Origin of the sequence: Methyloversatilis discipulorum (genome assembly GCF_000385375.1) — a bacterium.
GTDB lineage: Bacteria > Pseudomonadota > Gammaproteobacteria > Burkholderiales > Rhodocyclaceae > Methyloversatilis > Methyloversatilis discipulorum_A.
The window spans coordinates 2,326,622-2,348,933 of sequence record NZ_ARVV01000001.1; the positions used below are offsets into that span (position 1 = coordinate 2,326,622).

Annotated in this window: 15 protein-coding genes and 1 riboswitch; of the genes, 5 read left to right on the forward strand and 10 right to left on the reverse strand. The window is 67.4% G+C overall.

Going from position 1 to position 22,312, the window contains the following annotated elements:
* Positions 1-728: 728 nt before the first annotated feature.
* The 7 genes from METRZ18153_RS0111070 to METRZ18153_RS0111100 form a co-directional block, all read right to left on the reverse strand.
* A complete protein-coding gene (locus METRZ18153_RS0111070; protein ID WP_020164806.1) occupies positions 729-2,144 on the reverse strand; it encodes an esterase-like activity of phytase family protein in 1,416 nt (471 codons plus the stop codon).
* 537 nt (positions 2,145-2,681) lie between these two features.
* Positions 2,682-4,730, reverse strand: a complete 2,049-nt coding sequence (locus METRZ18153_RS0111075) for a TonB-dependent receptor (protein ID WP_020164807.1) — start codon at positions 4,728-4,730, stop codon at positions 2,682-2,684.
* A gap of 76 nt (positions 4,731-4,806) precedes the next feature.
* The gene (locus METRZ18153_RS0111080; protein ID WP_020164808.1) at positions 4,807-5,604 is read right to left on the reverse strand and encodes a DUF4465 domain-containing protein; all 798 of its coding nucleotides are present in this window, start codon (positions 5,602-5,604) and stop codon (positions 4,807-4,809) included.
* A gap of 26 nt (positions 5,605-5,630) precedes the next feature.
* The gene (locus METRZ18153_RS0111085) at positions 5,631-6,449 is read right to left on the reverse strand and encodes a hypothetical protein (protein WP_020164809.1); all 819 of its coding nucleotides are present in this window, start codon (positions 6,447-6,449) and stop codon (positions 5,631-5,633) included.
* A 168-nt stretch (positions 6,450-6,617) separates the two neighbouring features.
* A riboswitch (cobalamin riboswitch) is annotated at positions 6,618-6,838 on the reverse strand.
* Between the two features lie 384 nt (positions 6,839-7,222).
* Positions 7,223-10,027: a formate dehydrogenase subunit alpha gene (gene fdhF, locus METRZ18153_RS0111090; RefSeq protein WP_020164810.1), complete on the reverse strand. Its 2,805-nt coding sequence runs from the start codon at positions 10,025-10,027 to the stop codon at positions 7,223-7,225.
* Between the two features lie 16 nt (positions 10,028-10,043).
* Positions 10,044-11,732, reverse strand: a complete 1,689-nt coding sequence (locus METRZ18153_RS0111095; RefSeq protein ID WP_020164811.1) for an NAD(P)H-dependent oxidoreductase subunit E — start codon at positions 11,730-11,732, stop codon at positions 10,044-10,046.
* A 98-nt stretch (positions 11,733-11,830) separates the two neighbouring features.
* Complete coding sequence (locus METRZ18153_RS0111100) at positions 11,831-12,832, reverse strand: MBL fold metallo-hydrolase (RefSeq protein WP_029143702.1); 1,002 nt, start codon at positions 12,830-12,832, stop codon at positions 11,831-11,833.
* A gap of 108 nt (positions 12,833-12,940) precedes the next feature.
* Between METRZ18153_RS0111100 and METRZ18153_RS0111105 the strand changes: the two genes are divergently transcribed.
* Positions 12,941-13,294: a hypothetical protein gene (locus tag METRZ18153_RS0111105; RefSeq protein WP_020164813.1), complete on the forward strand. Its 354-nt coding sequence runs from the start codon at positions 12,941-12,943 to the stop codon at positions 13,292-13,294.
* A gap of 49 nt (positions 13,295-13,343) precedes the next feature.
* On the opposite strand, the gene METRZ18153_RS0111110 is transcribed toward METRZ18153_RS0111105, so the two are convergent.
* Both METRZ18153_RS0111110 and METRZ18153_RS0111115 read right to left on the reverse strand, forming a co-directional pair.
* Positions 13,344-14,168 carry a quinoprotein dehydrogenase-associated SoxYZ-like carrier gene (locus METRZ18153_RS0111110; protein WP_020164814.1) on the reverse strand — a complete coding sequence of 275 codons (825 nt, stop codon included), beginning with the start codon at positions 14,166-14,168 and terminating at the stop codon, positions 13,344-13,346.
* A 172-nt stretch (positions 14,169-14,340) separates the two neighbouring features.
* A complete protein-coding gene (locus METRZ18153_RS0111115) occupies positions 14,341-15,243 on the reverse strand; it encodes a quinoprotein relay system zinc metallohydrolase 2 (RefSeq protein ID WP_020164815.1) in 903 nt (300 codons plus the stop codon).
* A 105-nt stretch (positions 15,244-15,348) separates the two neighbouring features.
* Here METRZ18153_RS0111115 and METRZ18153_RS0111120 point away from each other — a divergent pair, with 105 nt between their 5' ends.
* From METRZ18153_RS0111120 to METRZ18153_RS0111130, 3 genes are all read left to right on the forward strand, one after another.
* Positions 15,349-16,737 (forward strand): TolC family protein, encoded by a 1,389-nt coding sequence (locus METRZ18153_RS0111120; RefSeq protein ID WP_020164816.1) that lies wholly within the window; start codon positions 15,349-15,351, stop codon positions 16,735-16,737.
* Complete coding sequence (locus METRZ18153_RS0111125) at positions 16,734-17,780, forward strand: efflux RND transporter periplasmic adaptor subunit (RefSeq protein ID WP_020164817.1); 1,047 nt, start codon at positions 16,734-16,736, stop codon at positions 17,778-17,780. Before METRZ18153_RS0111120 ends, METRZ18153_RS0111125 begins: the two co-directional genes overlap by 4 nt.
* A 174-nt stretch (positions 17,781-17,954) precedes the next feature.
* Positions 17,955-21,119 carry an efflux RND transporter permease subunit gene (locus tag METRZ18153_RS0111130; RefSeq protein ID WP_020164818.1) on the forward strand — a complete coding sequence of 1,055 codons (3,165 nt, stop codon included), beginning with the start codon at positions 17,955-17,957 and terminating at the stop codon, positions 21,117-21,119.
* A gap of 147 nt (positions 21,120-21,266) precedes the next feature.
* Here the strand turns inward: METRZ18153_RS0111130 and METRZ18153_RS0111135 are convergent, their stop codons facing one another.
* A complete protein-coding gene (locus METRZ18153_RS0111135; protein ID WP_020164819.1) occupies positions 21,267-21,746 on the reverse strand; it encodes a DUF6647 family protein in 480 nt (159 codons plus the stop codon).
* A gap of 92 nt (positions 21,747-21,838) precedes the next feature.
* Here METRZ18153_RS0111135 and METRZ18153_RS0111140 point away from each other — a divergent pair, with 92 nt between their 5' ends.
* Positions 21,839-22,282 (forward strand): putative toxin-antitoxin system toxin component, PIN family, encoded by a 444-nt coding sequence (locus METRZ18153_RS0111140; RefSeq protein WP_020164820.1) that lies wholly within the window; start codon positions 21,839-21,841, stop codon positions 22,280-22,282.
* Positions 22,283-22,312 lie beyond the last annotated feature (30 nt).

Here is a 22,312-nt window from a genome sequence, read left to right on the forward strand (position 1 = left end):
GCGTCCCATCCATCCGCTGACCATCTCACGATTTGTGACAGTCCCGAAAATAGCTCGAACGCATGCTGCAGTGCAACCACACCTCAGAGTACTACGTCACGGTTGCAGGGAAGTGACCATCAAAGTGATGCAAGCGTTGCAGGTCGATGCTCGTCCAGCAGCAATATATATATGCAGGGCCGTGGAATCAGGCCAGGATTTGTTCCCGAGATTGCGATCTTCTTCGGTCACACGGGAAAAAGCACGGCGCTTCGTTCGGAAAGCAAAGCCTGCGAGAAACGCCCCTGCCGTCGCCAACTCGCCCCAGTGGTGAGAGCCCCGCTCGCCGTGCCATGGCTTACACGCATCGTCGCACTGAAGTCGTCAACAGGCGCGGCGACCGTTCCGACCGAAACGCCTACTTACAACTGCAATCGCGGACCAGCGGGCTCGGCGCCTGGCAAGCAGTCACCAACCGTGCTGACTGCCCGCCGCTGACGTCGCCACTCTGGGCGACAAAGATCGAGCCATGTCGACGCTCTCCATGAGTCGCGAGAGCCGTGCGGCCCGACAACCCGTGGGTCTGATCGCGTCCTGCGGTATGGCGACAGCGGGTATAGCCGCCTAGGAGGGCTGTGTGGAACAAGGCGTTCGAGCACAGGCCGTGTCGCGGTCAGAAGCCCGCTCCCCGCTCTCACACGGCGCTTCGCGCATCCGCAACCAGAACCGGGGGCGGATGCGCGAAAGGGTCACCCGACCCGGCGGCGTGCAACAGCGCCAATCAACGCCAGACCCGCGCCCAGCATGGCCCAGGTGGTGGGCTCGGGCACCGGGGCGGTGTAGCCGGCGAGTTCGGCCGGGCTGGCACGGTAGGCGTGCAGCACGCCGGGGATCAGTTCGAAACCTTCGGTGCTGCCGCTGTAGGGCGTGGTGCTGGCGTGCAGCGTGCAGCCTTCGGTCGAGCCCAGCGGGCACTGGATGCGCTGCTGGGTGAGCGGATTGAACAGCACGTCGAACTGCACCGCGCTGCCGTTCTGGGTGACCGAATAGTCATTGTCGTTGCCGGCGACGATGAGCCACGAGCCATCGTCGAGCTGCGGGCCGATGGCCAGGCCTTCCCACTTCTCGGGTGACACGCCGCCGGTTGCGGGCAGATTGTCGGCAGCGAGGTCGATGAAGGGCGTCGGGTTCTTGCTGACGGCGGTGAAGCTGGCGCCGGCTGCGTCGAGGTCTATGCCGGTCACGTCGGTCGCGCCGGCGAGGTCGATCAGGTAGACGTTCTTGTTGCCGGCGGCGCCGGCGAAGGTGGCGTCGGCGCCGAGGCCGCGGTTGTTGCGCTCCAGCACCATGAATTCGTGCTCGTTGATCGCCACCAGCGCGGAGATGCCGCGCCCCTGGGCGGCGGTTTCCATCCGGTAGGCGTACTGGGCGACGGCTTCGCCGCTGGCGTTGTCGAACTTGACGATGCGGTTGTACACGCCGTTGGCGCCGCCCTCGTCCACCATCGCGCTCTGCAGCATGGCGAAGGTGTATTGGCCGTCCGGCGAAATCGCCAGGCCTTCGAAGCCACGGTTGGTGCGGCGACCGATATTGCCGTCACCGTCGTAGTTGTAGCCGCCGGCCGTCAGTGCCGGGCGCAGCGCCTGCGGCGTATTGAAGGCGCGGATCATCGTGCCGCTGCGGTCGAACTCATACAGCGAGGGGCCATATTCGTCGGACACCAGCAGGTGGCCGTTCAGCGGGTTGATCACGATGCCTTCCGGGTCGAAGGCGGTGCCCAGATTGCTGGCCGAACCACCGAGCGTGCTCGGGAACTGGCCGCCGAGCACAGTGCCGGCGCCATTGCGGAACTTGATCGTATCGACCACCTGGAAATTCGAGATCGCGCCGGTGCTGCGATCGACGTCGAGCGTGAAGCGCTGGACCCGCACATCGTAGGGCAGCGTGCCGCCGCCCGGGCCACGGTCCGACAGACCCCACCATTCGTTGCGGTTGGGGTCGTAGTAGATGTCGGAAAACATGCCGAGCCGGCCGTCGTTCACGCTGCCGCCGAACAGGTCGCCGGTATTGCCCGGGATGGCGATGCCATTTACGAAGGACACGGCAGACGCCGGTGCAGCGGCGGCAGCCAGCAGCAGCGCCGCGGCGAGCGATGTGAATTTCATGAAGACCCCCTGATTGTTGGTGTGTTGTCGGACACTCGAGGGTAGCGAGGGGATGTTTCAGCGATGCGACGCGGGTGACGGTGTTCTTGCGGGAGCGGTCTTTGTGGGAGCGGCCTTGGCCGCGACAGGGCCAATGCAATCTGCAGTTCTAGGCACAGGCCGCTGTCGGGGTCAGAGGACCCCTCCCACAGAGCCCCGGTCCAGACTTAGGCCGCAGGTCGGGCTCAGCCCCTGTGGGAGCGGCCTTGGCCGCGACAGGGCCGCTGCAATCTGCAGTTCTCGGCACCGGCCACCGTCGGGGTCAAGACCCCTCCCACAGAAGTTCGGTCCAGGCTAAAGCCGCAGGTCTTGCTCAGCCCCTGTGGGAGAGGCTCTGGCCGCGACAGGGCCGCTGCAATCTGCAGTTCTCGGCACCGGCCGCCGTCGGGGTCAGAAGACCCCTCCCACAAAGCCCCTGCACCGGCGTCGGCCGCGGATCGAGCGCGCCCCCTGCAAGAGACAGGCATTTCAGCCGACAGCGACTGAAATAGAGGCGCCTTACATCTTCCAGCTCACCGCCACCCAGGCCGCTCGCTCGGGCATGGGGTAGTAGGTGTTGCTGTAGGCAAGGGTCGAATACACCTTGTCGAACAGGTTGTTGATGCCGGCCGACCAGGTCGCGGCGCCGGCGCGGGTACTGACGGCCAGGTCGAACACGGTGTAGGACGGCAGCGGAGCGAAGCTGCGGTTGTCGAGGTCGTTGCCGTCGAAGCGGCGGCCGGCGTGGCGGGCGCTCAGGGTGAGGCGCTGCGTCTCGGCGGGTGTCCACTCGATGCGCAGGTTGGCGGTGCGGCGCGGCACCAGCGGCACGTCGGCATCGCTGCCTTCGAAACGCGGCTGCACGTAGCCGGCGTTGGCGGCAAACAGCAAACTGGGGCGGAGCCGCCAGCGCAGATCGATCTCGACGCCGGTGCGCACGGTCGGCAGTTCGTAGTTGCGGTTTACGCTGAGGCCGCTGGCGCTGTCGAAGTAGATTTCGTCCTCGATGCGCATGCGATAGACGGTGGCGCCGAACTCGACCGTCTCCCCACGCGCACGCAGGCCTGCCTCGCGGGTGCGGCCGCTCTGCGGGCGCAGGTCGGGCGCGGCGAGCGCGAGTTCGTCGACATTGGGGTTGCGGAAGTGTCTGCTGTCCGCGGCGAACACGGTGAGCGACGGCGACAGCTGCCAGCTCGCCCCCAGTTCGCTCGCCCGGTTGCGCCAGTCCGATGCGGTGGCGTCGGTCGGGCGGAATGCGTTCACGCAGCTGCCCGGCACTTCGACCGGAAACGGAATGAATATGTACTGGCACTCGCGCGTGTAGCGGCTGCCCGCGGTGCGGCTCTCGGCGCGGTCGTGGCGCAGGCCTGCGTTGACGCTGACGCCCTGCCCCAGCCTGAACACACCTTCGGCCCAGCCCGCGTGGCCGTTCAGTTCGCCGCTGCGCCGGGTCGAGTTGCCGACCACGAAATCACCGTTCTCGCGGCGCAGGTAGTCGGACGACTGGCTGACGTAACCGAATGCCAGATCGTGCCGCTGCCCGAAGGCGTCGACGCCCAACTCATGCGTCACGCGCAGGTCGCGCCGGGTGGAGTCGATCACGTTGCGCTGGTCGGCCAGCGCCGTAGCGGCCTGCACGCCGATGAAATACGGGTTTTCGCGGTCGCGGTGATCGAACTGCACGGTGAGCAGTCCCGCGCCGCCGAAATCGGCACGCAGCCGGGCACCCAGCGTGCGGTCGTCGGTGCTGCCGCCATCCAGCGGGGAAGCGTCGCTGCTCCTTCTGCGCGCGCTGCCGCCACGGAAGTTCTCGGCGCTGACCGGCCCCGGCAGTCCGTATTCATCAATGTGGCGCGCGGCACGCAGGCTGATGTCGACGAAGGACCACGCGCCTTCCGGCAACAGGCTCAGCTCGACCGCGCTGTCGCGCGCTGCGTAGCGATCGTTGTCGCGGTAGCCGTCGTTGTCTTGCCGGCTCAAGGTGACACTGGCGGCCAGCGGCCCGGTGCCGCCGGTGGCGCGCAGCCGCGCTTCGCGCGAGCCCCAGGCGCCGGCGCGCAGATCGAGCTGACCGCTGAGCGGCCCGGGCCGCGGGCGCCGGGTCTGGATGTGCACGATGCCGCCGACCGCGCCGTCGCCGTGGCGCACCGCCCCGGCGCCGCGCAGCACCTCGATGCGCTCGACCTGCGACAGCGAAACCGAAGACAGGTCCGCGCCCGACAGATCGTCGGCATTCAGACGCACCCCGTCGACCAGCACCAGCACATTGCTGACCGCCGTCGCGCCCAGGCCACGCATGTCGACGGTGGCGCCCTTGTCGCGGCCGAAGTAGCTCTGCAGGTTGAGGCCGGCTTCGCGGCTGAGCAGCTCGCCCATACCCTGCGCACCGGCGCGCTCGATGTCGTCGGCAGTGATGACCGACACGCCGTGCGGCACCGCGCGCAGCGTGTCGTCGGCCGACGGCGCGCTGATGACGATTTCGTCGAGTCGGAATGCCTCGTCGGCGTAGGCCGGCAAGGCGAGCAGGCACAGCACGCTCGCCAGCGCACGCCGGAAAGAGATGTTCATGGATATCGCCTCTTCGCGCCGGCCCCGCCACTCGGGCGGAGCCGGGCATGGCTCAGGACTTGAGTCAGGAAAGGAGTCAGACCATCCGGCGGCGGGCGACGGCGCCGACCAGCGCCAGACCGGCAAGCAGCAGCGCCGCCTGTTCGGGTTCCGGCACGGCGGCGACCGCGAGGTTGTCCATCGCGAAATAGGCCGGCGTATTCATGCCGAATGCCCCGTTGTCGCTCGACGCGAGCGCGAACTGCAGGCTGCTCACCGTGCCCAGCGCGCTCAGGTCCACCCAGCGCCAGTCGGTGACGATGTAGTCGTCGGCGCTGTCGGCGAAGCGGTAATCGGCAAGCATGAAGTCCACGCTGCCGGTGCTCTGGCCGAAGCTGTCCAGGCCGGTGATGGTGAGCATGAACCAGTCGGCATCGCTGCCGCTGGCGCCACCGAACTGCTTGGCGAAACCGTCGCCATTCAGCATCGACAGCGCGGCGTAGGTGCTGTTGGTGAACCAGGCTCCGAGCACGCTGACCGGTGCGGCGAAGCTCGCCACCGGCGCACCGATATTGGCCACCGCATAGTTGGCCGAGCCTTCGGCACCACCACCGGCGATGGCGCTGTGCTGGTTCAGGTAGCCCTCGGTGGTGGTGTCGGTCAGGTTGGAATAGACCCAGTCGGTGTGGCAGCAGTCGCCACCCCAGTCGTTGAAGCTGTGGTTGAAGGTGGCCGCGCCACTGGTGAAGGTGGTGCTGGTCTTCGGGAAGAAGTAGCTGTCGGGCGCCAGCGCCAGGTCGTCGAAGGTCGATACGTTGGCGGCGGCGGCCGGCTGGCTCAGGGCAAGCGCGCCCGAGCTGACGAGCGTGGCGAGTGCAAGCGTGCGGATGTTCATCTGCGGGATTCCTTGTGCGGCGCCGATCAGGCGCGGTTGCGACGGACGATGACGGACAGCAGGCCGAGCGCGGCGGCATACATCGCCCACTGCGAAGGCTCGGGGACCGGCGGTGTCTGCGCGTCGAAAGCGGCGTAGTGGATGACGCCCACCGCGTCGAGGTCGAAGCCGCTGCTGCCGCTGGTCGGGTACGGGTCGTAGATCGGGTGCGGGCCGCCGTAGGCCGCCGGGTAGCTGTCGAAGGTCGAGCCATTGCCGACCACGTCGATCAGGCGCACGTACTGCACCTTGTTCACGTCCAGGCCGGCGATGCCGCTCAGCAGGTCGAGATCGAACGGCGTGCCATAGCCGGCGCGGTACTTTCCCGCCAGGCCGTCGATATTGGTCGGGTCGATGGTGCCGAAGCCGGACACCGGGCTGGGCGTGAAGGAGTAGTTCGGGAAGCGGAAGAAATCGGTGCCGTTGGAGGACACCTCGACGAAGGCCAGTTCGAGGAAGGTATTGCTGAAGCTGTTCTCGAACACCGCGAAATCGGCGCCGGCGCCATTCGTGATGTAGCCGTCGAAAGTGAGCGTGATGCGGCCGCCGTCGCCCAGCACGACGACGTCAGTCGAGGTGCCTTCGGCCTTGCCCAGGCCTTCGGCCGGGTTCTTCCAGGCGGCGTCGACGTTCGGGCCGGGCTGGTAGTCCGAGTAGCCGGTGGCCCACTGGACGAAGGCAGCGCTGTCCTTGTGGATGGCGGTGGAGCCGGCGCTGCCGGCCGCCGGCGCGAACGGCCCGGCGTGTGCGGAACCCGCCAGCGCGAAGCCGGACAGGGCGATGAGGGTGGAAAGTGTGGTGCGCATGCAGACCTCCGTGCAGTGCCGGCATCACCCGCCGGCGAAGTGCAGAAAATCCGATGGCGCACGGCAGGCCGCGCGAGAAACGCACAGGAACGGATAGGACGGCCGCAACACGGCCGAGCGAACGCATGCGCCCCAGGCCGCCCACCGCAGCCATCGGTCGTCGGGTCGAAAGACCCATTGCGCCAGGCCGGTCTCCGGGCTCACGAGGGGATATGTGCGATCCGCCTTCCCGTGCCGAAGGCACAGTGGCTGAATGGATCGCTACGACTCGCTTACCGTTGCGGGGGCAGCGCCGGAATAGCAGACCGCGAATGCGGCTGCGCACCGGACTTCCCGTTTCACCCCTTGCAGCGAACGCTGCGCAGGGCACCTGAGGCGAGCGCAGGGTATGCGAAATGCGGAGGGCTGGTCAAGGCAAGCGCCGCTGTCGGGGTCAGAAGACCCCGCCCACAGCGCTCCAGCCGCGGGTCCGGCGAAACCGCTGTGGGAGCGGCCTTGGCCGCGACAGGGCCGATGCATGCCGCACAGCCTTCGATCCCGGCCGCTGTCGGGGTCAGAGACCCCTCCCACAGAACCCCAGCCAAGCTCCGGCCGTGGGTCGAGCGCAGCTTCTGTGGGAGCGGCCTTGGCCGCGACAGGGCCGATGCCGGTTGCACAGCCTTCGTTACTGGCCGGTGTCGGGGTCAGAAGACCCCTCCTACAGGAGCGCTCGCCGACGCATGACAAAAAAAACCGGGGCTCAAGGCCCCGGTCTTCACTGCTGCAGCTTGCGCTTACGCCGTCACCGGCTTCGCCTGTCCACCGCCGTAGGTCGACAGCTGGGTCGGCGTGCCGCCCTTCTTCAGACGCACGGCGCAGTACTTGAACTCCGGAATCTTGCCGAACGGGTCGAGTGCCGGGTTGGTCAGCATGTTCGCCGCCGCTTCGTAGTACGCGAACGGAATGAACACGGAACCGACCGGCACGTGCGGATCGATGCGCACGTACAGTGCGATCTTGCCGCGGCGGGATTCGACGGTGACCACATCGCCTGCCTTCACCTTCAGCTTCGCGACGTCGTCCGGATGCACGGTGACGGTAGCGATCGGCTCGATGCTGTCGAGCACCGACGCGCGACGGGTCATCGAGCCGGTGTGCCAGTGCTCCAGCTGACGGCCGGTGATGAGCACCATCGGGTACTCGGCGTCCGGCTTCTCGTTGGCGGTGATGAGCTTGGCCGGTACCAGCTTGGCGCGGCCGTTGGGCGTCGGGAACTTGTCGATGAACACCACTTCGTCGCCCGGGTCGCCCTCGTTCTCGCACGGGTAGGTGACCGAATGCTCGGCCTCCAGACGTTCCCAGGTGATGCCGGCGATCGAATGCATCGCCTTGCGCATTTCGTTGAACACGTCCTTCGAACCGCCGTAGTTCCAGTCCAGACCCAGGCCACGGGCCATTTCCTGGATGATCCACAGATCCTGACGGGCGTCGCCCGGCGGGTTGATCGCGGCGCGGCCCAGCTGCACCTGGCGGTCGGTGTTGGTGAAGGTCGCGGTCTTCTCGGGGAAGGCAGAGGCCGGCAGCACCACGTCGGCGAAGTAGGCGGTTTCGGTCAGGAAGATGTCCTGCACGACCAGCCAGTCGAGCTTGGCCAGCGCGTCGCGGGCGTGGTCGACGTCCGGGTCGGACATCGCCGGGTTCTCGCCCATGATGTAGCAGCCGTGCAGCTTGCCGGCGTGGATGGCGTCCATGATCTCGACCACGGTGAGGCCCGGATTCGGGTCCAGCGTGGTGCCCCACAGTTCTTCGAACTTCTGGCGGATGGTCTGGTTGCCGACCGCCTGGTAGTCCGGGAATACCATCGGGATCAGGCCGGCGTCGGACGCACCCTGCACGTTGTTCTGGCCGCGCAGCGGATGCAGGCCGGTGCCGCGGCGACCGATCTGGCCGGTCATCATGACCAGCGAAATCAGGCAGCGCGCGTTGTCGGTGCCGTGCACGTGCTGCGACACGCCCATGCCCCAAAGGATCATCGAGGCCTTGGAGGTGGCGAACATGCGCGCGACCTCGCGCAGCGTTTCCGCCGGGATGCCGCAGATCTTGGCCATCTTCTCGGGCGAGAAGTCGGCCACGTTCTTCTTCAGCTCCTCGAAGCCGGAGGTGCGGTCATTGACGAAGGCTTCGTCGACCAGGCCCTCTTCGATGATGGTGTGCATCATCGCGTTCAGCATGGCCACGTCGGTGTCCGGCTTGAACTGCAGGAAGTGGGTTGCGTAGCGCTGCAGGTCGTTGCGACGCGGGTCGCACACGATGAGCTTGGCACCGTTGCGCACTGCGTTCTTCATCCAGGTCGCGCCGACCGGGTGATTCACCAGCGGGTTCGAACCGATCAGGAAGATCACTTCCGAATGCAGCACGTCGCGCACCGGGTTGGACACGGCGCCGGAACCGACCGCTTCAAGCAGTGCGGCGACCGACGAGGCGTGGCACAGGCGGGTGCAGTGGTCGACGTTGTTGGTGCCGAAGCCGGTACGCACCAGCTTCTGGAACAGGTAGGCCTCTTCGTTCGATCCCTTGGCCGAGCCGAAGCCGGCCAGCGCGTTCGGCCCCTTGCTGTCGCGGATTTCGCGCAGCTTGCCCGAGGCCAGCGCCAGCGCCTCTTCCCACGTGGCTTCGCGGAAGGCGGTCAGCGGATTGGCCGGATCGACCACGAAGTCCTTGTGCTTGGGCGCGTCGGCGCGGCGGATCAGCGGCTTGGTCAGACGCTGCGGGTGGCGCGCGTAGTCGAAGCCGAAACGGCCTTTAACGCACAGGCGTTCCTCGTTGGCCGGGCCGTCACGGCCGGTCACCATCAGGATCTTGTCATCCTTGACGTGGTAGGTCAGCTGGCAGCCGATGCCGCAGTACGGGCAGACCGAATCGACCTTCTTGTCGGCCTTCACCATGCCGACACCGCCGGCCGGCATCAGAGCGCCGGTCGGGCAGGCCTGCACGCATTCGCCGCAGGCGACGCAGGTCGAGGCGCCCATCGGGTCGTCCTGGTCGAACACGATCTTCGAGTCCGAACCGCGGAAGGCATAGCCGATCACGTCGTTGCCCTGCTCTTCGCGGCAGGCGCGCACGCAGCGGTTGCACTGGATGCAGGCGTCGAGGTTCACGCTCATCGCCGGGTGCGATTCGTCGCAGGGCGGCTGTTCGCGCGCTTCGAAGCGCGAGTCGGTCACGCCGAGCTTGCCGGCCCAGTAGGCCAGTTCCGAATCCGGCTTGTAGGTCTTCTCGGGCATGTCGGACAGCAGCAGCTCGACCACCATCTTCTGCGCCTTCACGGCGCGCTCGGATTCGGCCTTCACCTTCATGCCGGGCGTCGGCGCGCGGCAGCAGCTGGGGGCGAGCACGCGCTCGCCTTCGATCTCGACGACGCAGGCGCGGCAGTTGCCGTCCGGGCGATAGCCGTCCTTGTAGCAGAGGTGCGGAATGTCCACGCCCTGGCGGGCGGCAGCCTGGATGATGGTCTCGCCGACGCGCGCCTTCATCGGCTGGCCGTCGAGCGTGAATTCGATGCTTTCCGCGGCGACCGCGGGATCAAGAGGTGCGTTCATATGGGTTGCCGTCCCTTCACTTGATTTCGTCAGGGAAATACTTGATCACGCAGCGCACCGGGTTCGGTGCCGCCTGCCCGAGACCGCAGATCGACGCATCGACCATGGTCTGCGACAGTTCCTCGACCAGCGCGGTGTCCCACACCGGCTTGTCGATCAGCGTGTTCATCTTCGAGGTACCGACGCGGCAGGGCGTGCACTGGCCGCAGGACTCGTGCTCGAAGAAGTGCATCATGCTGCGCGCGGCGTCGGTCGCCGTGTCCTTGTCGGACAGGATGATGACCGCGGCCGAACCGATGAAGCAGCCGTGCGGCTGCAGCGTGTCGAAGTCGAGCGGAATGTCGCCCATCGATGCCGGCAGGATGCCGCCCGAGGCGCCACCCGGCAGATAGCCGTAGAAGGTGTGGCCGTCGAGCATGCCGCCGCAGTATTCGGCGATCAGCTCCTTGACCGAAATGCCGGCCGGCGCCAGATGCACGCCCGGCTTCTTCACCCGGCCGGACACCGAGAACGAGCGCAGGCCCTTGCGGCCGTTACGACCCTGGCTGGAGAACCATTCCGGGCCCTTCTCGACGATGTCGCGCACCCAGAACACGGTTTCCATGTTGTGTTCCAGCGTCGGGTAGTTGAACAGGCCGACCTGGGCGACGTAGGGCGGACGCAGGCGCGGCATGCCGCGCTTGCCTTCGATCGATTCGATCATCGCCGACTCTTCGCCGCAGATGTAGGCGCCCGCGCCACGGCGCAGGTGGATGGGCGGCAGCGCACAGGGCGGATCCGCCAGCAGCTTCTTCAGTTCCTTCTGCAGCAGTTCGCGCACATGGGCGTACTCGTCGCGCAGATAGATGTAGACCTCGCCGATGCCGACGCAGTAGGCGGCGATCAGCATGCCCTCGAGGAAGCGGTGCGGGTCGCGCTCGAGGTACCAGCGGTCCTTGAAGGTGCCGGGTTCGCCTTCGTCGATGTTCACCGCCATCAGGCGCGGGGCCGGCTCGCTGCGCACGATGCGCCACTTGCGGCCGGCCGGGAAGCCGGCGCCGCCGAGACCGCGCAGGCCGGAGTGTTCCATCGCGGTGATCACGGTTTCCGGGTCGCGACGACCTTCGACCAGGTCGCGGAACAGCTGGTAGCCACCGGCCTTCAGGTAGGCCTTGTAGCCGATGTACTTCGGCGCCGGCGCGGTCGTTTCCTTCGCCTTTACCGCGGCCTTGACCGCCGCTTCGGTGGCGCCACCGAGCGCGTTCTGGCCGACCACGACCACCGGTGCCTGTTCGCAGCGGCCGACACAGGGCGCCGGAATGACGCGCACCTTGGTGCCGAGGATGCCCGGCAGCTTGTGCAGCAGTTCGTCGGCACCGGCCATCGCGCAGGACAGCGTTTCGCAGACGCGCACCGTCAGTTCCGGCGGCGCGGCCTCGCCCTCACGGACCACGTCGAAGTGGTGATAGAAGGTCGCGACCTCGTACACCTCGGCCTGCGACATCTTCAGCTCCGCCGCCAGGGCAGCCAGATGGCGGGCGTGGACGGCACCGATATTGTCCTGCAGCAGGTGCAGGCACTCGATCAGCAGGTCGCGGCGGCGCGGCATCTTGCCGAGCAGCGCGCGAACCTCGTCCACCGCCTTCTGGTCAAGCGCGCGCCCCTTGGGCGTCGGCTTGACCATGCGGCGCATCTGTTCCAGCGGGATGGAAAACGGTTCCGACATTTACGGTGATCCTCTTCAGTCAGTTCGTTGTGCGTGACTTCTTCGCTTTTGTCCGCGATGTATTTTTCGGGGCGCCTGTACCGACACCCTCGCATTGTTCAGTGCTGTCCTTCTTCCGGTCCTGCGCCCTTGTCCGTCAATGCGCCGAACTCGCCCTGCTCCCGGTGCAGATAGGCGAAATGCACGTTCCGCCGGTGCCACACCGAGTATCCATACCAGTCATTGAAGCCGACGGCCTCGACCTTCTCCAGCGATTCGAGCAGCGACACACCCTGCTCGAACAGCGCATCGACCTGCGCGATCAGCGTGTCGAGGTAGCGGCGCGGCGCATCCAGCACCTCGCGGCCACCCGGTGCGCCGTGCGCCGGCACCACCTGCTTCACGTCCATCCGGCCCAGCTGCGCCAGCGCGTCGCGCCAGCCGCGCTCCTGCGCGTTGTACAGATCGGGCAGATAGTGCGCGGCGCCCAGCTCGCCGGCAAAAAGTGTTCCCGTTGCCTCGTCGAGCAGCGCCGTCGCACCGGGCTGGAAAGTGTGGCCGAAATGAAGCAGCTTCAGCCTGCGCGAAACGCCGGGCAAGTGGCCCGTACCTTCGAACACCACCGTTGCCGGCGTCGGTTCGGTACTCGACATCATATTTTCGCCCAGTGCCGCGGTCAGGCGCTCGACACAGGTGTGGCAACTGGCCCGGATGAAGCGGTCTGTTTCAATCTGCGCCGCAACCGGCACACCCCGTGACACAAAAAAACCGTTGCCCAGCACGTGGTCGCCGCCGCCATACAGATTGACCGCGGCGATCACCGGCTTGCCGAAACGCGATTCGACGAAGCTTTTCAGGTGTTGTGCGAAACGGTGGCTGGTGCCGGTGCCGATCAGCACCAGACCGCGCGCGTCCTCGATCACGCCGATATTGGTGACGAAGCCGGCGTTATCGGCGGTCACGTCGAAGGCCGGTGCCGGCAGCACGTGCACGCCGTCGGCCAGCGTGCGCACGGTCAGCGCCGGCAAGGTCTGCGCCTGCAGCAGTGCTGCGGGCAGGAACCAGAAAATCGCGATGACCGCGCCGCGCAACAAGGAAAGAATCCCGCGAAACTTGGGCATACCGACGGTGGTCTTCAGCGCTGTGCTAGCCTTTTCTGCACCCGACGAGGCCGAGCCACCGAGGTTCGCAGATAACAAGTCCGTCGATAACAATTGAGGAGAACCGGTTTGAACTTCCATCGTTTCCAGATCACTGTCGCCACGCTCGCCACCCTGCTCGCGCCGGGGCTGGCTTCTGCAGCGAACGACTACCCGACCTCGTCGCGCGTCGAATTCGCGCTCGAATGTCTGCAGACCTATGGCAACAACCACGAGTACATCTACAAGTGTTCGTGCCTTATCGACGAGATCGCCGAAAAGCTGAACTACGACGAATACGTCGAACTGTCGAGCTTCAGCCGCTCGTCGTCCATGAGCGGTGAGCGCGGCGGCATGTTCCGCGGCACCGATCAGACCAAGGACGCGGTCAAGAAATACATGGGCATCGTGTCCGAATCGAAGAAGCGCTGCTTCATCAAGTAATGCCCGTTGCGGCCGGCATCGCCGGCCGCGCCCTGCCCGGCCGCGCCGCTCAGCTGCCGCCCTTCATACCCGGCCGGATGGCCACCGCGCTCTCGAACTTCAGGTCCTTCGAATCGACGATGACCGCCTTCAGTTCGCCCTCGCCCTTGGGCACGAACCAGAAGCGGAAGTTGGGGTTTTCGCTGATAGAGAAATCGACGTCGGCAGTCATCACCGGCTCGCCGGCGTAGCTCACCTCGACCCGGCGCACGAAATGCGGCGGCACGTAGAGGCGCGTCAGCTGGTCCATGGCGAGACCTGAACTGTTCGGGTGGCTGATCATCAGCTGCGCCGCGCTCGGCTGACCGGCGACGGCGTCGTCGTCGAGCTTCAGCTTCATCTTGCCCAGGCGCGCCATTGCCTCTTCCTGATCCTTGCCGGCCGGCGCCGAACAGCCGCCCGACGCCTTCACGTAGCGGCGCGCCATATAGACCTTGCCGTCGCTGGTTTCGGCCAGCGCGCGCACCCAGCTGTAGGCCTCGATGCGCACCCGCGTTTCGATGTCGGCGCGTCCGGCAATCGGCGAGAAGGTGAAGGTGCCGCCAATAGGCGACGGGTTCTCGTCGATCACGAGGTGTACCTTGCTGACGTGCACGCCGCCCGGCTGCTGCTTTGTGCGTACCGCCAGCGGCACCACCGCCGCATCCTCGGCGCGGACTGGTGCTTCCAGTTCGATCACGCTGCCTGCCGTGTCGTCGATCACCGGACGATCACCGACCAGCAGCGTCTTCACCTTGCCCCAGATCGCCGTGTCGGACCCGTCGTCGGCCGCCTGGGCACCGGCGACCCACAGAAAGCCGGCCAGCAAAAAGGCCAGCCTGCGCGAAATACTCATGTTCTTCTCCTCCAGATGGACTGCTCCGCGACGATCAGTCTGACGCCGATCGCTCGATTGTTCTGTAACCCAGGTCGCCAGGCAGCCGCGGTCGTGGGAGCGGCCTTGGCCGCGACAGGGCCCTCGCATCATCGCCGTCTTCCCGCCGCAGGCGCACCGCGCCCCGCCAACCTCAATCTTCCCACTCCAGCTCGGCATACGCCGCGGTGACGTTGCGCTTGTGAAACAGATCAGCGAGTTCCCAGTTGCCGACCTGATCGCGCGCCACCTCGTCGGCGGCCTGCGCCAGTTTGCGGCCGGCCTTGATCGCCGCTCTCGTTTGATCGGCGAGGGCCTGCAGGTAGTTCCCCTGTTTCGCAAACGCCTCCCGCCAGGCGGGCCCCGCGTCGCCGTGACCGGACACGACGCGCTTCACGTCGAGCGCAGCCAGTTGCGCGTTCACCTTGATCCAGCCCAGCAGCTTGCCGTCGACCACCGGCATGTGACCGACGAACAGCAGGTCGCCGGCGAACAGCGTGCCGCTCGTTTCGTCGAGCACGGTGAGGTCGTTGTCGGTGTGCGCGGTCGGCCAGGCGCGCAGGCGCACCACGCGTCCGCCGAGGTCCAGCGTGTCCTCGCCGCTGACGGTGCGCGTCGGCGCGACCAGTTCCACCCCGCGCCCGGCTTCGCCCATCAGGCGCTCGGCCGAAGCGATGTAGTTGCGACCGCGCGCCGCCAATGCCGCCGGCAGCTTGGCGTGGCCGACGAACTCGGGCTTGTCGGCGACGAAAGCCTGGTTGCCCAGCACGTGATCCGGGTGCACATGCGTGTTGATGACGTAGCACACCGGCAGCGCCGTCTTCTGTCGGACGGTCTCGCGCAGCGCGGCACCGACCGCCGGCGATCCGCCGGTGTCGATCACCGCGACGCAGCGACTTCCGACGATGAAACCGAGGTTCGAGATCGCACCCCGGTTGTGCGCGTCCTGCTCCGCGGTGACACCGTTGAACACGAACACGCCCGGCGCGAGCTCCTTCATCGGCAGCGTCTCCGCCGCCATCGAAGCGCTCACCGTCAGGGCGAACAGCCCACCCATCATCGACCGCCACAGGCGCCCGGCAACGGCGCTTGCGGATTTGCACTCAACTGTCAGCATCGTTAGCATTCGGCGTCCATACGCGGCCCAGAATAACAAATCAGGATGCAGCGCCTCACCTCACTTCTTCCACTGCTGCTGCCGCTTCTGGCCCTGTCCGGTTGTGCCATGCAGCACGTGGAGCCAGCGCCGCTGCAGCCCGAAGCGTCGCAGTCGGCGTTCCGCCAACGCCTGCTGACCGATGCGCAGACGCGCGACTTTCTGGCGCAGCGCAATATGGATGTCGCGCAATGGCCGCCGGCGAAATGGGCGCCTGAGCAACTGGTGCTGGCCGCCCTCGACCGTCACCCGGCCACCGCGCAGGCACGCGCCCGCGCCCAGCTTGCCCGCGCCGAGCTGCAGACCGCCGGCCTGAAGCCGCGCACAGTGCTGGCGCCGGAAGTCGAACGCACCAACGAGCGCGACCCCGGCCAGTCGGCGTGGAGTATCGGGCTGGCGCTGGACCTTGCGATCACCGGTCAGTCGGTACGCGAAGCGCGGATCGAACGCGCCCGCCTGCTGGCCGACAGCGCGCTGCTCGACGAGGCCGACGCTGCGTGGACGATACGCAGCAACGCGCGCCGCGCGCTGCTCGAACTATGGTCAGCCAGCGAAGAACTGAAACTGCTGGACCGCCTGGTCGTGAGCTGGCTGGACGCTCAGGCGGCGATGCAGAAGCGCTACGACCTCGGCGCCGCCGACGCGCTCGATCTGACGACGACGCGCACCGCGGCCGCACAGGCCGAATCGCGCTACGTGCTGACCGAGCAGCGGCAGATCCGCGCCCGCGGCGAACTGGCGCAGGCACTCGCGCTGCCGCTGTCGGCTGTCGATGCCTTGACGCTCGACTTCGATGAATTCGAACAGCCGCCTCCGCTGCCCGCCGACGACGCGCTGCGCAGCGCGGTGACGCTGGACCGAATCGATCTGCGCCGCGCGCTGGCCCGCCACGCCGCTGCCGAAGCCGGCCTGCAGGTCGAACTGCGCGCGCAATACCCGGAAATCCGCTTGCAGCCAGGCCTGCTGTGGGACCAGGGTGCGACCGTCTGGAAACTCGGCGCCTCGCTGCCGCTGTTCGCGGCGCAACGCCAGGCCGGTCCGATCGCCGAAGCCGTCGCGCGTCGCGAGATCGCGGCGCAGGACTTCCTGTTGCTGCAGTCGCAGGCACTCGCCGCACTCGACCTCGCGCGCGCCCGGGTCAAGGCCGCCACGCTGGATACCGACGGCGCCGAAGCGGAACACGACGAAGCGCGGCTGCAGCTGACCCGCACCGAACAGCGCTTCACCCGCGGCGACGCCGACCGGCTCGACCGCGTGCTCGCCCTCACCCGCCTGCTCGAAGCCGACATCCGGCTGCTGCAGGCGCGCACCCGCACGCTGGCTTCGCGCCTCGCGCTCGAAGACGCCATGCAGCGCCCGCTTGCCGCCGGCGCCGCCACGGAAGGACAGCCATGAAAGCACTGACACCACATCGCGCGATGTTCCTGATGGGCCTGCTCATCATCGCCCTGGTCTGGGCGCTCATCTATTACGCACGCGACGAATGGAAGCTCTACGAAGCGCCCGCCGACGACGACATTGCCGTGCCCTCGCTGGTCGAGCGCGACGAAAGCGGCATGAGCAGCGTCAAGCTGACGGCCGCAGCGCAGAAGGCAAGCGGCATCGAGGTCGGCCAGCCGCTGACCGTGCGCGCCGGCACCGAGCGCGAGGCGCAGGCAGCCGTACTCGACGTCGAGCCGCTGTTCGCACTGCGCGCGCAGCTGCAGGAAGCACGTGCCGACATCGCCCGGCTCGCTTCGCAACTGGCCCGCTCTGAAGCCGAGCGTGACCGCATCCAGGCGCTGTACAGCGACGACCGCAACGCGTCGGAGCGCGCATTGCAGACCGCACGCAGCCAGGCCGAACAGGACCGTGGCGCACTGGCCGCGGCGCGCGCCCGCGCTGACGGTCTGCATGCGCGACTGGTGCAGGGCTGGGGCGCGCTCGGCGGCACCGCATCCGGCGAGGCGCCGCCGGAACTGGACAAGCTCGCCGACCGCCGCGCCTCGCTGGTGGCGATCGCGCTGCGCGGCGCCGGCGACGCGCCGCCAACCATGCAGCTGCGTCTGCCCGACGGCGACGAATCGATCGAAGCGCGCCGCATCGGTCTCGCACCGCGCAGCCTGGCGCACGCGGCCGGCGAAACCTGGCTGTACAAGACCGAGCGCGTGCTGCCGACCGGCACCCGCCTTGCCGCCCGCGGCGTGACCGGCACCGCGGTGCTGCACCTGGTGCCGAACAGCGCGGTGGTCTGGTACGCCGGCCTGCCGTGGATCTATGTGCGCGACGACGACGAGCCGGAGGAATTCATCCGCCAGGCCCTGCCCGCCGAATCGCAGCGCCCGGACGGCTGGCTCGCGCCGGCACTTGAGGACGACGCCCGCGTCGTCACCCGTGGCGCACAGCTGCTGCTGTCGGAAGAGCTGAAGCACACGCTGGCGGACGAGAACGATGACTGAGCGCGGCAGCAAAGCACTGCACGCCCCCGCTCCGGCGCGATTCCCGCGGGAGCGGCCTTGGCCGCGACATGGCCGGGGCATGCCGCGGGCGTCGATTCGGGTCGCTGTCGGGGTCGGAAGACACCTCCTACAGGAGCAACAGCTCAGGCAAAGCACAACCGGCAGGGGCGCGCGATGATTGAAGCCATCGTCCGCTTCTCGGTCCGCCGGCCGGGCATCGTGCTGGCGCTTGCGCTGGTGCTGACGATCTACGCGGTCAGCCGCATGGTCGATGCGCGGCTGGATGTGTTCCCGGAGTTCGCGCCGGCGCAGGTGGTGATCCAGACCGAAGCGCCCGGACTGCCGGCCGATCTGGTCGAAACACGCGTCACCACACCAATCGAGGCAGCGGTGTCCGGCACCCGTGGACTGAAGGAACTGCGCTCGCAGTCCATCCCCGGCCTGTCGGTCGTGACCGTCATCTTCGACGAGAAGTCCGACCTGTTCCGCAACCGCCAGCTGGTCGCCGAACGCCTGGGTACGCTGGGCGCGCTGCTGCCGGCCGGCGTCACGCCGGTCATCACGCCGCTTACGTCATCGGCGTCGACGCTGCTCGGCGTTGGCCTCACGTCGGACAAGCGCAGCCTGATGGACATGCGCTATCTGGTCGATTCTGTCGTGCGCCCTCACCTGCTGGCGGTGCAGGGTGTTGCCGACGTGAATGTATTCGGTGGTGACGTGCGGCAATGGCAGATACAGCTCGACCCGGCCCGCCTGCGCGCGCTCGGCGTCACGCTGGCCGACGTCGAAACGGCGGCGCGCAGCGCCGCCACAGTCGCGGGCGCCGGCTTCGTCGAGAACGACAATCAGCGCCTGCTGATCGCCATCGACGCCACGCCCTCGACCGCGCGCAGCCTCGAGCAGCTGACCGTGACGCTGCCCGATGGCCGTTCGCTTGCGCTGGGCGACATCGGACGCGTGCGCGAGGCGCCTGGACCAGCCATCAGTGCGGCGCAGATCAATGGCACGCCGGGCGTCTTCATGATGGTGCAGGGTCAGCTCGGCGCCGACACGCTCGGTGTCACGCTGGAACTGGAAAAGGCGCTGGCCGATCTGGCGCCTCTGCTCGAACGCGAGCAGCTGGTGCTGCACCCGGCGCTGTTCCGGCCCGCCAACTTCATCCAGACCGCGCTCGGCAACGTGCGCGCCGACGTGATCATAGGCGCCTCGCTGGTCATCGTCGTGCTTTTCCTCTTTCTCTACAACCTGCGCACCGCCTTCATCTCGGCGGTCGCGATTCCGCTGTCGCTGCTGGCGGCCGTGCTGGTGATGCTGGAGACCGGTGCCAGCCTGAACATCATGGTGCTGGGCGGACTGGCGATCGCGCTCGGCGAAGTGGTGGACGACGCCATCATCGACTGCGAGAACATCTACCGCCGCCTGCGCGAGAACCGCCACAACGGTTCGCCGGTGCCAACCTGGAAGGTGGTGTTCGACGCGTCGATGGAGGTGCGCAGTTCGGTGGTCTACGCCACCTTCATCGTGGCGCTGGTGTTCGTGCCGCTGCTCACGCTGTCGGGCGTGGCGGGCAAGCTCTTTGCGCCGTTGGGCACCGCCTACATCCTGGCCATCCTCGCCTCGCTGGTGGTGGCGCTGACGGTCACGCCGGCGATGAGCTGGCTCATGCTCGGACGGCGCGAACTGCCGGACGACGACCCGCCGCTGATCCGCTGGCTGCGCCCGCGCTACGAGCGCACGCTGCGCGCCATCGAACGCCGCCCGCATGGCCTGATCGCCGGCGTCATGTTCATGCTGGCCGGTGGCATCGGCGTGCTGCCGCTGTTCGGCGGCGAATTCATACCGCCGCTGCGCGAAGGTCACTACATCGTGCACCTGTCCACGATCCCGGGCACCGCGCCGGGCGAGGTGTTGCGCGTGGGTCAGCGCGTGACCGAGAAGATTCTCGAGATCGAAGGCGTGAAGTCGGTGGCGCAGTGGGTGGGCCGCGCACAGAACGGCGCCGACCCCTTCGGCCCGCACTACAGCGAGGTCGAGATCGAGATCGGTCCGCTGCCGGCAAAGGAGCAGGAGCGCATCCTGGCCGACATCCGGCGCACCGTCACCGGCGACGACGGCGACGAGGACCGCTCGGACGAGGAGGCGCAGAACACCGTCGGCTTCCCCGGCCTCGCCTTTTCGGTGAATACCTTCCTGACCGAGCGCATAGGCGAGACCGAATCCGGCTTCCCGGCGACGCTGGTGGTTCAGGTGTTCGGCACCAATCTCGACCGCCTGGACGCCGACGCCAGCGCCGTCGCCGCTGCGCTGTCGCGGGTAAAGGGCGCGACCGACGTGCAGGTGCTGGCTCCGCCGGGCACGCCGGAAATCGTCGTGCGACCGCGGCTGGACAAGCTCGCGGTGTGGCGCCTGTCGCCGGAGGACGTGCTGGCGGCGGCGCAGACTGCCTTTGCCGGTCGCCGGGTGAGCGAGGTCTATCGCGGCACGCTGGCGACACCGCTGGTGGTGACATTGGACCCCGACCACCGCCGCTCGCCGACCGAAATCGGCCGCCTGCCGCTGCGCACGCCCGACGGCCGTCTGATCGAACTGCGCGATGTTGCCGACATCGCGATCGAGAACGGCCGCTACAAGATCCTGCACTCGGGTGGCAAGCGCGTGCAGACCATCACCGCCAACCTCGCCGCCGGCCACGATCTGGGCCGCTTCAGCGACGACGTGCAGCGCGCGCTGCGCGAGGACGTGAAGCTGAATCCCGGCAGCTACTACAAGGTGACCGGTGCGGCCGAGGCGCAGGCCCAGGCCAGGCGCGAACTGGTCACCCACTCGCTGCTCGCCGCCGCCGCCATCGCCGTGCTGCTGATGCTGGCCTTCACCAGTCTGCGCAACCTGATGATCACCTTCGTGAACCTGCCATTCGCGCTGATTGGCGGCATCCTCGCCGCGCTGGCTGGTGGTGGCTGGCTTTCGCTCGGCTCGGTGGTCGGCTTCGTCACGCTGTTCGGCATCACGCTGCGCAACTCCATCATGCTGGCGTCGCACTACCAGCATCTGGTCGAGCAGGAAGGCCACCGCTGGAACGTCGATACCGCCATCCTCGGCGCCACCGAGCGCCTGCCGTCCATCCTGATGACGGCGTTGGTGACCGGCCTCGGCCTGATGCCGCTGGTGATCGGCTCGGGCGAGCCGGGCCGCGAGATCGAAGGCCCGATGGCCGCCATCATCGTCGGCGGTCTGGCCACCTCGACCATTCTTAACCTGCTGGTGCTGCCGACGCTGCTGCTGCACTACGGGCGCTTCGAGCCCAAGGACGACGACCACGGTGAGGCAGCGTCCCGGTAAGCCGCCCCTGCCGCCACGGCCCCGTCGCGGCCAAGGCCGCTCCCACAGAGGGAATGCGCGAGCGCCGTGACCCGAGCGTGAGCAAGGGTTCGGTGGGAGCGAGCTTGCTCGCGATTGCGGCCTTGATCGAAGCCGGTACCGATCACGCTACTTCACGATCAGCGGATCGATCATGATGTCGCGCGTGAAGAAGGTGTTCTGCTCGCCGGCACAGCTCATGAAACCAAGCGCCTCGCCGAAGCGCAGGAACTGCCCCTCGCGCTTCAGGTAGGCGTTCTGTGCCTGATAGGCCTCGGTTTCGGTTTTCAGCGTGGTCGGGCAGTCGGCGAAGATGGCGTCGCCGCGGGCCTTGTGCTGCAGCACATGCACCAGTTCATGCAGCAGGAAGGAGTTGTCGGCGGCGTTTTCGAGGTCCAGCGTATCGCGCACGTAGATGACGTAGTGCTCGGTCTCGAAGGTGGCCGCGATATTGGTGCAGCCCGCCGCGGCGTCAGGACAGACTGCCTTCGCCAGTTCGGCTTCCGACAGCACCTGCACCGGCGGCAGCGCGTCGACCGGAATGGGCGGATAGCCGGACAGCTTGGACGCCAGGTCGACCAGAAAGGCCAGCAGCTCCTGCGACACCATGACGCACCTCCTTCCGCAGATGCGCAACAGACCGTGCGCCGGGCGCAAACGTTCGCCGCGGCGACGCCGAAGCCCTACACTGCGCGCCGATCATGAAGGACATCGTGAAGCTCATCGTTCTCGACACCAACGCGGTACTCGACCTGCTGCTGTGGCACAACGCCGAACTGGACTGCGTGGCACAGGCGCTGGCCGACGGTCGCGCGCGGCTGTCGTGCGACGAAGCCTGCCTGCGCGAACTGCGTACCGTGCTGCGCTACGACAAGTTCGGTCTCGACGACGAGACCGCTGCCCGACTGTACGCCGACTACCTCGCACGGGTCGAACTGAATCCGCTGCCGGCGCAACCCGATACCTCGCTGCCGCGCTGCCGCGATCGCGAGGACCAGAAGTTCTTCGACCTCGCGGTGCGCAGCAAAGCCGACCTGCTGGTGTCGCGCGACCGCGCCGTGCTGCGCCTCGGCCGGCACCGGCTGTGTCCGTCGACGCTGAAGGTGGTCGCACCACCCGCCCTCGCCGCCTTGCTGGCCTCCTGAGCAAGTCGTCGGCCGTACGGCGCGCCGGTT